At 61.5% G+C, this 13,002-nt stretch carries 11 protein-coding genes; 2 read left to right on the top strand and 9 right to left on the bottom strand.

What is annotated here, in order from left to right:
- Positions 1-31 precede the first annotated feature (31 nt).
- On the bottom strand, positions 32-412 hold the full coding sequence (locus tag FS320_RS03715; protein WP_192926247.1) for a hypothetical protein: 381 nt from the start codon (positions 410-412) through the stop codon (positions 32-34).
- Between the two features lie 143 nt (positions 413-555).
- Between FS320_RS03715 and gltX the strand changes: the two genes are divergently transcribed.
- On the top strand, positions 556-1,986 hold the full coding sequence (gene gltX / locus FS320_RS03710; protein ID WP_152709379.1) for a glutamate--tRNA ligase: 1,431 nt from the start codon (positions 556-558) through the stop codon (positions 1,984-1,986).
- Positions 1,987-2,160: 174 nt separating this feature from the next.
- Positions 2,161-3,453: a citrate synthase gene (gene gltA / locus FS320_RS03705; RefSeq protein WP_152709376.1), complete on the top strand. Its 1,293-nt coding sequence runs from the start codon at positions 2,161-2,163 to the stop codon at positions 3,451-3,453.
- Between the two features lie 184 nt (positions 3,454-3,637).
- Here the strand turns inward: gltA and lpxB are convergent, their stop codons facing one another.
- The 8 genes from lpxB to dxr form a co-directional block, all read right to left on the bottom strand.
- Entirely contained in the window at positions 3,638-4,816 is a 1,179-nt protein-coding gene (gene lpxB / locus FS320_RS03700) for a lipid-A-disaccharide synthase (protein WP_162002785.1), read from the bottom strand.
- Positions 4,809-5,672: an LpxI family protein gene (locus FS320_RS03695; RefSeq protein WP_152709372.1), complete on the bottom strand. Its 864-nt coding sequence runs from the start codon at positions 5,670-5,672 to the stop codon at positions 4,809-4,811. The genes lpxB and FS320_RS03695 overlap by 8 nt, the downstream gene beginning before the upstream one ends.
- Entirely contained in the window at positions 5,672-6,481 is an 810-nt protein-coding gene (lpxA, locus tag FS320_RS03690) for an acyl-ACP--UDP-N-acetylglucosamine O-acyltransferase (RefSeq protein ID WP_152709369.1), read from the bottom strand. The genes FS320_RS03695 and lpxA overlap by 1 nt, the downstream gene beginning before the upstream one ends.
- Positions 6,481-6,945, bottom strand: a complete 465-nt coding sequence (fabZ, locus tag FS320_RS03685; protein ID WP_152709366.1) for a 3-hydroxyacyl-ACP dehydratase FabZ — start codon at positions 6,943-6,945, stop codon at positions 6,481-6,483. Before fabZ ends, lpxA begins: the two co-directional genes overlap by 1 nt.
- A gap of 40 nt (positions 6,946-6,985) precedes the next feature.
- The gene (gene lpxD, locus FS320_RS03680) at positions 6,986-8,050 is read right to left on the bottom strand and encodes a UDP-3-O-(3-hydroxymyristoyl)glucosamine N-acyltransferase (protein WP_152709363.1); all 1,065 of its coding nucleotides are present in this window, start codon (positions 8,048-8,050) and stop codon (positions 6,986-6,988) included.
- A gap of 38 nt (positions 8,051-8,088) precedes the next feature.
- Positions 8,089-10,467: an outer membrane protein assembly factor BamA gene (bamA, locus tag FS320_RS03675; protein WP_152709360.1), complete on the bottom strand. Its 2,379-nt coding sequence runs from the start codon at positions 10,465-10,467 to the stop codon at positions 8,089-8,091.
- 166 nt (positions 10,468-10,633) lie between these two features.
- Entirely contained in the window at positions 10,634-11,797 is a 1,164-nt protein-coding gene (gene rseP / locus FS320_RS03670; RefSeq protein ID WP_152709357.1) for an RIP metalloprotease RseP, read from the bottom strand.
- Positions 11,798-11,817: 20 nt separating this feature from the next.
- On the bottom strand, positions 11,818-12,999 hold the full coding sequence (gene dxr / locus FS320_RS03665) for a 1-deoxy-D-xylulose-5-phosphate reductoisomerase (RefSeq protein ID WP_152709354.1): 1,182 nt from the start codon (positions 12,997-12,999) through the stop codon (positions 11,818-11,820).
- Positions 13,000-13,002: the final 3 nt, after the last annotated feature.

Below are 13,002 nucleotides of genomic sequence, written 5' to 3'. Positions count from 1 at the left end.
TTTGCAAACCGTCGTCTTGAGGCCCTGTCTCCTACATTGCGCATGAGCTCCACGATGCGGGACCAGCCATGATTGGCGGGATGAACAGTCGTGGCCGTGCCGCTTGCATTTGAACATAAGAGTTCCAGCGGAAGGCGATCGCGGCGGCACCGAAAAGTGCAAAGGCTCCAACGGGTGCCCAGAGGGCCGGCTGACCATCGGCCTGGAAGAACAGGATGATGCCGATCCCGAAGAGGACCGCGACCCAGGGGAAAAGCCGGCGCTGCTCGATCTCCCGAGCAATGTTCTTCAGGAGCCAGCCGCGACCGTCGAGGAAGCTCCATTCGATAGGAGAGCCCCAGGACCGTGGCAGCGCCGCGACCTGCGCAGAGCTGCGCGGGATCCGGTGGGGCTTTTCGTGGTTGTCTTCCATCGTGGCTTCGGCTTAACGCGGGTGCGGTTGCATGCTAGACGACCGCACGCTCCGGCCCAAACCGCCCTGTGGATTGAGTCGGATGACGCTTGCGGATGAGACAGGCCGCATGCCCCCAGGTTTTCAAGTCAAGGTTTTCTGCGATGACCGTCGTCACCCGCTTCGCTCCCTCTCCCACCGGTTTCCTGCATATCGGAGGGGGACGCACGGCCCTGTTTAACTGGCTCTATGCCAAGCGGCATGGAGGCAAGATGCTGTTGCGCATCGAGGATACCGACCGGGAACGCTCCACGGATGCCGCCATTGCCGCGATCCTCGATGGCATAAAGTGGCTCGGCCTCGATTGGGACAGGGACGTGGTCTATCAGTTCTCCCGCGCCGCCCGACATCGCGAGGTTGCCGAGAGCCTTCTGGCGAAAGGCCGTGCCTATTACTGCTATGCCAGTCAGCAAGAGCTGGAAGAGATGCGCGAGACCGCCCGCAAAGAGGGCCGCCCTTTGCGCTATGACGGCCGCTGGCGCGACCGGGATCCATCCGAGGCTCCGGAGGGCGTAAAGCCTGTCATTCGCCTCAAGGCCCCGACGGAGGGCGAGACGGTCGTCGAAGACGAGGTGCAAGGCCGCGTCGTCTGGCAGAACAAGGATCTCGACGACCTCGTCCTCCTGCGCTCGGACGGGACGCCCACCTACATGCTCGCGGTCGTGGTGGATGATCATGATATGGACGTGACCCATGTCATCCGTGGCGACGACCATCTCACCAACGCGGCACGCCAGACGCAGATCTATCAAGCGCTCGGTTGGGGTGTGCCGAAGATGGCCCATATTCCGCTTATCCATGGTCCTGACGGTGCCAAATTGTCCAAGCGTCACGGTGCGCTCGGTGTCGAGGCCTATCGCAGCATGGGCTACCTGCCTGAGGCCCTGCGCAATTATCTCGTGCGCCTCGGCTGGAGTCACGGCGATCAGGAAATCTTCTCCACCCAGGAGATGATCGACGCCTTCGATCTCGGCAGCATTGGTCGTTCGCCAGCGCGCTTCGATTTCGCCAAGCTCGAAAACCTCAATGGGCATTACATGCGCCAAGCCGATGACGAGCAGCTGGTGCAGGCGCTCGAGGATCTGCTGCCGGAGCTGGACAAGGATGAGCACCATCTGGGACGGACCCTCAAGCCGGCTCTGCGCCAGAAGCTGATCGCCGCCATGCCCGGCCTGAAGGAGCGTGCGAAAACCCTCGTGGAGCTGCTCGACAGCGCCTACTACCTCTATGCCCAGCGTCCGCTGCATCTCGACGAGAAGGCGGCAAGCCTGCTGGCGGACGGCCGTTCGCGCCTCGTCGGTGTTGCCGAGAAGCTCGAAGCCCTTTCCGACTGGTCGGCCCAGAGCGTGGAGGCTGTCGTGCGTGAGCACGCTGAAGCAATCGGAGCGAAGCTCGGTCAGGTGGCACAGCCCCTGAGAGCAGCCTTGACGGGGCGGGCGACCTCGCCCGGACTCTTCGACGTCATGGCTGTCCTCGGCAAAGACGAAACCCTGTTGCGCTTGAGGGACCAAACCAAAGATGCGCCTGCTGCATAGCAGGCGCATCTCGCCTTTAGACCTGCTTGCTCCGTCCCCACGGATAAGCTACCGAAGGCGCCATTATCCTACCGACCGACCGGCAAACCTCGGTTCGGCAGCCCCGGAGACCTTCTCCGTTTCACAGGTTGCTCTAGGTTCTGCCCGGCCTCCTTTTTGAAAGGGCCATGACGCATGAGTTCCAACTCCAGCACAGTCACCGTCGACAACAAGTCCGTGGAACTGCCGGTCAAAGATGGCACCATCGGCCCGAGCGTCATCGACATCTCGAAGCTCTACGGTCAGACCGGGATGTTCACCTACGATCCCGGCTTCACCTCGACGGCGGCCACCGAGTCGAAGATCACCTATATCGACGGCGACAAGGGCATTCTGCTTTATCGTGGCTATCCGATCGATCAGCTCGCCGAGCACGGCGACTTCCTTGAGACCTGCTATCTGCTGCTCTACGGAGAGTTGCCGACCGCCGCCCAGAAGGCCGATTTCGACTATCGCGTCACGCGCCACACGATGGTGCACGACCAGATGAACCGGTTCTTCACCGGCTTCCGTCGCGATGCGCACCCGATGGCGATCATGGTCGCCTGCGTGGGCGCCCTGTCGGCCTTTTATCACGACTCCACCGACATCTCGGATCCTCATCAGCGCATGATTGCGTCCATGCGCATGATCGCGAAGATGCCGACGCTGGCTGCCATGGCCTACAAGTACTCGATCGGCCAGCCCTTCGTGTATCCGCAGAACGAGCTGGACTACACCTCCAACTTCCTGCGCATGTGCTTTGCGGTTCCGGCTGAGGAATACAAGGTCAATCCGGTGCTCTCGCGTGCGCTGGACCGGATCTTCATCCTGCACGCCGATCACGAGCAGAATGCCTCCACGTCGACCGTGCGCCTCGCCGGCTCGTCGGGCGCCAATCCTTTCGCCTGCATTGCGGCCGGCATCGCCTGCCTGTGGGGTCCCGCCCATGGCGGCGCCAACGAGGCGGCTCTGAAGATGCTCGAAGAGATCGGCACGCCGGATCGCATTCCCGAATACATCGCCAAGGCGAAGGACAAGAACGATCCGTTCCGCCTCATGGGCTTCGGTCACCGGGTCTACAAGAACTACGACCCGCGCGCGCGCATCATGCAGAAGACCACCCACGAGGTGCTCAACGAACTCGGCATCAAGGACGACCCGCTCCTCGACGTGGCCGTGGAACTCGAGCAGATCGCGCTCAAGGACGAGTACTTCGTCGAGAAGAAGCTTTACCCGAACATCGACTTCTATTCGGGCATCACCCTCAAGGCGATGGGCTTCCCCACCTCCATGTTCACGGTGTTGTTCGCGCTGGCCCGCACGGTCGGCTGGATCGCCCAGTGGAGCGAGATGATCGAGGATCCGTCCCAGCGCATCGGCCGCCCGCGCCAGCTCTATACCGGCTCGCCGGAGCGCGACTACGTCACGGTCGCCCAACGCGGGTGAGACAATCGGAAACGCTGGAATTGGAAAGGGGCCGAAAGGCCCCTTTTTCATTGGTGCTGCTTATTGAATGCGTGTCACTCCCGGCCCGAGCGTCAGCGGAGAAGAAGGGCATCCATAGCGCTGAGTCTGTTGGTGGTTCCTTTCCCGGCCCAGGGCTGTCGGGGATGAGACGCGGGAGAGCCGCCTATGCTTTTCCTCTGCAGGTCAGCACTTCTTCCACGATTCTCGCCGCCCGCTCGCTTGGATCCTCATTGCCGATCTTCATGATTTCATCGAGCTTGCTGAAGGCTTCGATCTGTTTTCGTCGTTCAGGGCTGTCGCTGAGGAGCGGAAGGAGCGCATCGACGAGCTTTTCAGGTGTGCAATCCCATTGGATCAGCTCAGGAATGACGTTTTCGCCAAGCACCAAGTTGGTCAGCACGATGGAGGGGGCCTTGATGAGATATTTCAGCACCTCCTCGATTTTCGAGACCCGGTAGGCGACAACCATCGGCACGCCAGAGAGCCCGAGTTCCAGAGTCACGGTGCCGGAGGCCGCGAGCGCCATATCCGCTTTGCGAAAAGCAGCCCATTTGGCGGCTTCTCCCTCGACGATTCTCGGTTTCACGCTCCAGGATTCCGCTCGCTTCCTGATCTCCTGGGCGAGGTGCGGGACCGCCGGGATCGTGACCTCGAAGGGACGTGGCGAACGCTTCCTCAGGAGCGTTAGAGCCTCACCGAAGGGCTCCATGAGGCGGCTTACCTCCAAGCGACGGCTGCCCGGCAGAACCAGCAATTCGATGGGCCCGGGATCAGCACTCCCCCGCTCACTAGGCGCGGGCCTGATCTCCGCGAGACGCTCGATCAGCGGGTGACCGACATAGGTAGTTGGTGGACCGCCCAGACGCCTGTGGGCGGCAGGCTCGAAGGGCAGCAGCGCCAACAGGTGATCCACGTAAGCCCGCATCTTCGACGCGCGGCCGGGTCGCCAGGCCCAAACCGAGGGGCTGACATAATCGATGATAGGGATTTGAGGCGCCCGTTGCCGGACTGCCTTGGCAACCCGGTGCGTGAAGTCCGGGCTGTCGATGATGATGAGCATGTCCGGGTTTGCCGCAACAGCCGCATCGGCAGTGAACCGGATGCGCTTCAAAATCGAGGGCAGCCGCGCGATGACTGCGGAAAAACCCATGACGGCGATTTCCTCGAGAGGAAACAGGCTTTTCAGCCCTTCCTTCCCCATGGCATGCCCGCCAACACCGCCGAAGCGCAGGCGCTCGCCTCCGAACCTTGCCTTCAGGGATCGCATCAGTTTCGCACCGAGCTGATCGCCCGATTCCTCACCCGATACGATCCAGATCGTCAGAGGCTTGTCCTCAGCCACGGGAACTCTCCATCCAGGGCAGGTCGACGGCGATGAGAAACAGGCCGAGACGGTCAGCTGTGCGCAGGGTTTTCTCCTGTTCCAGCACGAAGGTGGAGCCTGCGCCGATGGCGATCCCGGAAAGCCCTGCCTTGGCCGCCTCCATAACGGTGCGGGGCCCAATGGTCGGCATGTCGACCCTGAGATCCTGGCCGCGTTTTGCAGCCTTGATCAGCACCCCGCCCTCCTCCCGCCGACGAAGGCCGAACCAGGACTGGCGCATTTTCATCACCCGCCGCATCATCCGGTCGGTGCCCTCCGGCCCCTCGATCGCAAGGACATGCCGGCGCGCAATGACCGCGCCTTGGCCGATATCGAAGTCGGAGAGAGACTTGAGGAGATCGAGGCCGAACCCGATCGTCTCGCAGTCATCCGCATTGGGTGTCAGCTTCCCGATCAAGGATTGGGAGGCAACGAGATCGGGAGCAAGCTCATGGGCGCCGACGACCCGGTGCCCCCGCTCCTCAAGCAGCATCACGGCCCCGCGCAGCACCTGATCGTCCCCGCGGGTGATCACCTCCTTCACTTCGTGCATGTTTCGCAACAGTGAATAGGCGCTGAGAAGCGCGGAAAAGCCGGGACGGCGCACGGCGCCGACGAGGGAGACGGCCTGCGGCCGCCATCCCTCCAAGGTGCTCATGATGGTCTTGAGGTCGAGAAGATCGACGGTGGCATCAGCGCGGCACTGTAGTTCGACTTCGGCAAAGCCGCGGAATGCCAGTACACGCACCTCCTGTCCCGTCCGCTCGAGATGGTTCACGAGTTGGATGGGAAGCTGCCCGGCCCCGGCGAGAACCGCGATTGGGCCTGCGGGCATCAGGCGACCGAATTGACGGGGTCCCGCGGCGTGCAGATCGCGCGCTCCTTGCCCTCACGGATGAAGTCGAGGATCTCGTGCACGAAGGGGTGATCGTCGAACTCGCCGGCCACGTCCTCGACCCGCTCGGACAGGGTGCCTTCATCCGCGAACAGCAGGCGATAGGCGCGGCGGATGTCGTGGATCTGCTCACGGGTGAAGCCGCGGCGGCGCAGACCGATGATATTGAGGCCCGCCAGATGCGCCCGGTTGCCCATGGCCATGCCATAGGGAATGAGATCGTTCTCCAGGCCCGACATGCCCCCTACGAAAGCGTGGGAGCCGACGCGGGCGAACTGGATGACGGCAGAACCGCCGCCGAAGATGACGAAGTCGCCCACCGTGACATGGCCTGCTAGCATCACGTTGTTCGAGAGAATGCAGTCGTTGCCGACCTTGGTGTCGTGACCGACATGGGAGTTGGCCAGGAAGGCGCAGCGGTCACCGATGACCGTGCGCAGACCACCGCCTTCGGTACCGGGGTTCATGGTCACGCCTTCGCGGATCATGCAATCAGCGCCGATCTCAAGCGTCGAGGCCTCGCCCTTGTATTTCAAGTCCTGCGGGATATGGCCGATGGAGGCGAAGGGAAAGATGCGCGTCCGAGGGCCGACCGTCGTCCGCCCGGCCAGAGCCACATGGCTCATGAGCTGACAACCCTCGCCCAACGCGACCTCGGGACCGACGGTGCAGAAGGGACCGATTTTCACACCCGGGCCGATCTTCGCGCCATCCTCGATGATGGCGGTCGGATGAATCACAGTTTCCATTATTCGAGTACCAGCATGGCACTGACTTCGGCTTCGCAGACGAGCGTGCCGTCGACCTTTGCCTCGCCCTTGTACCACCACATGTTGCGGCGATTGTTCAGCTTACGCATGTGGAACTCGACCCTGTCGCCAGGCTCCACAGGCTTGCGGAACTTCACCTTGTCAATCGTCATGAAAAATACCTGCTTCGGCTTGGCCTGCTGTGCAATCTTCGCCTTGACGCAGATGGCGCCGGCCGTCTGAGCCATCGCCTCAATCAGGAAAACTCCCGGAAAGATTGGGCGGGAGGGAAAATGGCCCGTGAATTGTGGCTCATTGAAGGTGACGTTCTTGATGCCGATGCACGAATTGTCGCCGTCGATCTCGATGATCTTGTCGACCAGCAGGAAGGGATACCGGTGCGGTAGCAGCTCCAGGATCTCCATGATATCGGCGGTTTGAAGCGTGGTGGGCGCTTCGGACATGACGTGAACTCCAGGCGGTAGTGGATGCCTTCAACGAACATTATGAAGACGCATCGTCGTCTTTGGCGGAATCGCCCTGGGATGCAAGCTTTTTCAGAGCCGTGATCTCACGGAACCATTCGCGCATGGGACGAGCGGGAATGCCGCCCCAGCGGGCGCCGGGGGGAACATCCCCGTTGACGCCGCTGGTCGCCGCAATCTGAGCGCCCATGCCGATCCTCACATGGCCCTTCACGGCGACCTGTCCGCCGAGAGCCACATAATCCTCGATCGTCGTGGAGCCGGCGATGCCGACCTGCGCGACAATTACGCAATGGCGCCCGATCACCACGTTATGGGCAATCTGGACGAGGTTATCGATCTTCGTACCCTCGCCGATCACGGTATCGCGGCTGGCACCCCGGTCCACGGTCGTATTGGCGCCGATTTCCACGTCGTCCTGAATGATGACTCGGCCGACCTGCGGCACCTTGAGGTGCCCCTGCGGCCCCATCGCAAAGCCGAAGCCGTCCTGCCCGATGCGCACGCCCGGATGAAGAATGACCCGGTTGCCGAGGAAGGCGTGAGACACGGTCACATTGGCCGAGATGGAGCAGTCGCGCCCGATCTTCACCTGCGGGCCGATCACGGAATGTGCCCCGATCAGTGTTCCCGAGCCGATCTCAGCGTGAGGACCAATGACGGCTCCCGGATCGACCCGGACCCCGTGCTCCAGCCGCGCAGACGGATGAACGAAGGAGCCGGGCGAGGTTCCCGTCGACGCAAAGGACGATTCCGGGCGCATTGCAGAGGGGAACAGGATCCCAAGCACCTGCGCGAATACGCGATAAGCCTGCGGCGTCACGATGGCGACAGTCTGGGAAGGCACCTTCGCGGCGTAGCGCGGCGTCACAAGACAAGCCCCAGCCCGCGTTGCGGCCAAGGCGCCCACATAGGCCGGGTTGTCCATATAGGCGAGATCGCCCGGGCCTGCACTTTCCAGAGGAGCGACGCCCCTAAGCAAAAACTCCCCGTCGGTGCCGTCGCGGAGAGTCGCATTTGCCATCTCCGCCACCTGACGCAGATTCAGCGTCCGGCTTTGCGGAAAAAAATTGGATTCTGTCATGAATAATAAGTGAGGGCGCCCACCGGCGCCCTCCCCGATTAGAAGCGTGTTCCGCCGGAGAAGCGGAAGGCCTGAGTGCGGTCGGCGCCGACCCGAGTTCCATCTCTCCAAACGCCCTCTTCCTTTGAGAGCGCAAATGCGTAGTCGAAACGGATCGGACCCAGCGGCGAGGTCCACAAGATGGAGGCGCCGACGGAGGAGCGGATCTTCTCGCTGTCGAGAACCTCGATGCAGTTCTGCGGCTCGTTATTAACCTGCGCGCAGCCGTTGACGGGGTCTAGAATGCTGCCGCTCCCGTTAAAGGTTGTCGGACCTTCGTAGCCAAACAACGTACCGGCATCGGCGAAGACAGCGCCCTTCAGGCCCAGCTCACGTGGCAGACCCCAGATCGGGAACTGCACTTCAAGCGTACCGCCGAAATAGGTGGTGCCGCCGATGGCGTTGGCACGGCTGTCGAGGCTCGAGATATCGCGTGGGCCAATGCCGTTCGGCGCGAAGCCGCGGACCAGAGACGGCCCCATGAAGAAGTGGTCGACGATGCGCAGATCGCCGTTATTGCCATCATCGTCGCCGCCGTTGAAGCCCATGATGTGACCGCCCTGGAGACGAGCGATACCGACCACGTCCTCAAAGAACTCGCGGTAGTAGCGAGCGTCGCCTGTCACACGGAAGTAGCGGGAGTCGCCGCCGAGACCAGCGAAGTCCGTCTTCACTTCAGCATAGAAGCCATTACGCGGCTCACGGACGCTGTCGAGCGTGTTGTAGTTGAATGTCAGGCCTGCCAGCGAGGTAATGGTATCGCCCTGCGATTCCTTGATTGCCAAGGAAGCTTCACCGTTGCCTTCACAAAACTGGCGGTTCGGGGTCCCATTGGCGTTCAGCTGCGTGTAGCCCGGGATCGGAGCCGAGCAGTCGTTGAAGGGCTGATCGGTGTCGTTCGGGATATCCAGCGACTGCTGATAGAGCGAGTAACGTGCGGTGATCGTGAACTCTTCCGTCATCGGAAGGCCGAGGCGCAGCGTACCGCCGGTCATGCGGTTCTCGTAACGGGAATACCGGGTCTGGTCGCTGAACTTCGAGAACAGATCGATACCGGCCGACATCCGGTAGCCGAGGAAGTACGGCTCCGTGAACGAGAAGTCGACGCCGTGAGCTCGCTGGCCGAGCTGGCCGGCAAGACGGACGAACTGGCCGCGGCCGAGGAAGTTGGTTTCGGTTACGGAGACTTCACCGATGAAGCCATCGGCCGTCGAGTAGCCGCCCGAGATGGCGAACGAACCGGTGGACTGATCTTCCACATCCACGTTCACGACCACGCGGTCGGCCGACGAACCGGGCTCGTTGGAGATACGGACGCGCTTGAAATACCCGAGGTTGTTCAGGCGACGCTCGGCGCGGTCGACGAGCACCTGATTGTAGGCATCGCCCTCGCCGAGTTCGAACTCGCGACGGATCACGTAGTCGCGGGTACGGCTGTTGCCGCGCACGTTGATGCGCTCGATGTAGATCCGAGGCCCTTCCTCGACCACATAGGCGAGGTTGACCGTGCGGGTCGAAGGATCGCGCGTGCCGACCGGACGCACCTGAGCGAACGGATTGCCCTGGCGCCCGACATTGCTAGTCAGCGCCTGAACCGACTTCTCGACGGCTTCGGCGTTGTAGATCGAACCTTCCGAGGTCGTGATTCCCCTGCGGATAGCCTCCGCATCGACGCCGCCGAGACGGGGATCGACGCTCACGCTGCCGAACCGGTACTGCTCACCCTCGTCCACGGTGATGGTGATGACGTAGCCGCCTTCGTTCGGGTCGAACTGAACGTCACTGGAGACGAGACGGTAGTCGGCATAGCCGTTCTTCAGGTAGTACCGGCGGATGAGGTCCAGATCGTTCGAGAGCCGGTCCGGATCATAAACGTCGGTGCTCTTGAGGAAACTCAGGAGATTCGTCTCGGTGGTCTGCATGATGCCACGCAGGCGGCTGGACGAAACCTGATTGTTTCCAACGAAGCGGATTTCCTCGACGCCGGTCTTGTCACCCTCGTTGATGGTGTAGACCACGTCGACCGTGCCGTTGGGCAGATCGACCAGACGGGGGGTCACCTGGGCAAGACCGCGACCCGAGCGGCGATAGACCTCGAGGATTCGCTGGACGTCGGCATCCACGGCAGCTTGGTTGTAAGGCGCACGGGCCCGAGCCTGTAGCTGATCCTCGATCAGGGCCTTCTCAACCCTCTTGTTACCTTCGATCACCACCCGGTTGACGACGGGGCCCTGTGCAGCCGAAGCGCGGCGATTCCCCGGGACTACCTGCTGCGCGAAGGCGCTCTCCGCGGCAGTAATCCCGGCCATCAGCGCGCTGATCGCGACAATGGCGGTCGTGGCCGGCTTTTTCCGGCGAGGAGTGGTCGTCGACATCATCAACTGGCCCGTTCTTTATATTCTGTCCCTAGCGAGGAAGGCCCCGCAGGTTGGAGACGAGTGCCCCCAACCTTATCTGTGTGGTCCGCTTGTACAAACTTTCGCCGCTATTGCAAACGGCACATCCACAACAGAGTACCAATTTTTAAATAGCGTGGCGTCCTTGTCACGATCCCTGATCCAGAAAACTGGTGCCAAGGTGAACAAGATCATTCCAAGTGGCGAAAAGCATGAGCATCGCCACCAGGGCAAATCCGATTCTAAAGCCGATTTCCTGGGCTTTCTCGCTCAAGGGGTGCCCGCGAACCGCCTCAATGGCATAGAACAGAAGATGGCCGCCATCCAGCAACGGAATGGGAAAAAGGTTAATGAGACCGATCGAGACCGACATGAAACCGATTAGACTGACCAGGCTATAGACCCCTCCAACGTCGAAAGCAGTCCCCGAGGCCCGGGCAATTCCGATGGGACCTGAGAGCTGATCGGCCGATTCCCAGCCCATCACCAAGCGCCGGATGAAGTTGAGGGTCCGGTCGACGAGGTTCCAGGTTTCGACCACGGCGGCCTTGACGGCTCCCCAAGGGGTATAGGTCAGACGCTTGATCGCAGACGGGTCCCTCGATGCTTCGACCCCAAGAAGCCCGATGCGCTGCTTGCCGAAGGGGCTGGTCCTCTCGACGAAGTTCGGCGTTGCCGTAAGGGCAACAGCTTGGCCGTTGCGCTCGACTGTGAAATTCAGGGGTTCACCGGCGCTGGAGCTCACGATGAGCTGCATGTCGGCGAAAGTCTGGATCTGGCGGCCGTCAACCGTCAGAATCAGGTCCTTAGACTGAAAGCCCGCCTTCTCGGCCGCGCTGCCAGGTTGGACCGCCTCGATCCGCGGCTCGAGAACCTGTCGCCCGTTGAAGTAGTTGAAGCCCGCGAAGATCGCGATGGCCAGGATGAAATTGGCGATGGGACCCGCAGCGACAATAGCGGCACGCTTGGCCACATTCTGGTGGGGAAAACTGATCGCCCGCTGATCTAACGGCATACGATCGAGCTGATCGTGGTCTGGAACGCTCGCGGCGTTGAGATCTCCGACGAATTTAACGTAACCGCCGAGGGGAATCGCAGAGATCTTCCAGCGGGTTCCTTTCCTGTCGGTCCAGCCGATCAGTTCGCGCCCGAAGCCGACGGAAAAGGCCGTCACACCGACCCCGCAGAGCCGTCCAACCCAAAAATGGCCGAACTCGTGGATGAACACGACGACCGTGAGAACCACAAGGAAGGAGATCAGGGTCAAGAACAGGGAGCCTGTTGCACCACTGATCGTTGTGAGAAAGTCCATCGTTGTCCCTTTCGCGCTCTTTAGAGCCGCGTCGCTTCAGCATAGACCGGAATGAGTCGCCGTGCCGCCTGTCGGGCCTCATGATCGATGCCAAGGGCATCCGCTACGGTTGCAGGCGCCGGATTGTTTCTTCCCGAGAAAGTCGAGCAAATGCTCTCAACTAACTCTGAAATATCGTAAAACTTAATCCGGTCTGCCATAAAGGCCTCGACAGCAATCTCATTGGCCGCATTCAGGATCGTAGGCATAGCCCCTCCGGCCTTGAGCACTGCCTTGGCCAGAGATAGGCACGGGAACCGCTCCTCGTCAGGTCGCTCGAAGCTTAATCGGCCAATCGCGGCGAGATCGAGACGGGGTAGATTCATCTTAAGGCGCCCCTGATTTCGCAGGGCATTGGCGATCGGAACCTTCATATCCGGCAGGGCGAGACCGGACGTTACGGCGCCATCGCTCCACTGAACGAGTCCATGGACGATCGCCTCCGGATGAACCAGCACATCGAGACGTTCCACCTCGAGGTCGAACAGGTGATGGGCCTCGATCAGCTCGAGCCCCTTGTTCATCAAAGTGGCCGAGTCGATGTTGATCTTCGATCCCATGGACCAGACTGGATGAGCCGAGGCCTCCTTGGTATTGGCTTTTGCTATGCGTTCCCGGGCCCAGGTGCGGAAGGGACCACCGGATGCGGTTATCACCGCCTTTTCCACATCCCTGTTGAGGCCTGCCGCGAGAGCATGATCCAGAGCGTTATGCTCGGAATCCACTGGCATGATCTCGACGCCGAGACGGCGGGCATCGGCCATGAAAGCGCTGCCGGCACAAACAAGGCTTTCCTTGTTGGCAAGGGCAATCCGCCTGCCGGGCTTCAGGGCCGCATGGGTCGGAGCCAATCCGGCGGTCCCGCTGATTGCGGCAAGCACGGTGTCAGCATCATGCTCAACAGCCTCGAGAACAGCAGAGTGGCCCGCGCCGTTCCCAATCCCGGTTCCGGACAAGGCCTGCTTTAACGCCTCGCCCTCACGCTCATCGGCCAGAGCCGCGAACTTGGCTCCAAGTCGCCGGGCGACTTTCGCCAGAGCCGTGGCATCGCGCCCACCAACGACAGCTTCGACACGAAACTCATCTCGGTGAGCCAGAACGACATCGGCCGTCGAGCGGCCGATCGATCCGGTGGCTCCAAGAATCGTGAGAGAACGGGTCATCAA

The organism is Microvirga tunisiensis, from assembly GCF_009296175.1.
Taxonomy (GTDB): domain Bacteria; phylum Pseudomonadota; class Alphaproteobacteria; order Rhizobiales; family Beijerinckiaceae; genus Microvirga; species Microvirga tunisiensis.
This window is presented reverse-complemented; position numbering and strand designations above follow the sequence as displayed.

Coding starts and splice junctions, on each gene's coding strand:
- FS320_RS03715 (WP_192926247.1), bottom strand. CDS start 412: ATGGAAGACAACCACGAAAAGCCCCACCGGATCCCGCGCAGCTCTGCG.
- gltX (WP_152709379.1), top strand. CDS start 556: ATGACCGTCGTCACCCGCTTCGCTCCCTCTCCCACCGGTTTCCTGCAT.
- gltA (WP_152709376.1), top strand. CDS start 2,161: ATGAGTTCCAACTCCAGCACAGTCACCGTCGACAACAAGTCCGTGGAA.
- FS320_RS03695 (WP_152709372.1), bottom strand. CDS start 5,672: ATGCCCGCAGGCCCAATCGCGGTTCTCGCCGGGGCCGGGCAGCTTCCC.
- lpxA (WP_152709369.1), bottom strand. CDS start 6,481: ATGGAAACTGTGATTCATCCGACCGCCATCATCGAGGATGGCGCGAAG.
- fabZ (WP_152709366.1), bottom strand. CDS start 6,945: ATGTCCGAAGCGCCCACCACGCTTCAAACCGCCGATATCATGGAGATC.
- lpxD (WP_152709363.1), bottom strand. CDS start 8,050: ATGACAGAATCCAATTTTTTTCCGCAAAGCCGGACGCTGAATCTGCGT.
- bamA (WP_152709360.1), bottom strand. CDS start 10,467: ATGATGTCGACGACCACTCCTCGCCGGAAAAAGCCGGCCACGACCGCC.
- rseP (WP_152709357.1), bottom strand. CDS start 11,797: ATGGACTTTCTCACAACGATCAGTGGTGCAACAGGCTCCCTGTTCTTG.
- dxr (WP_152709354.1), bottom strand. CDS start 12,999: ATGACCCGTTCTCTCACGATTCTTGGAGCCACCGGATCGATCGGCCGC.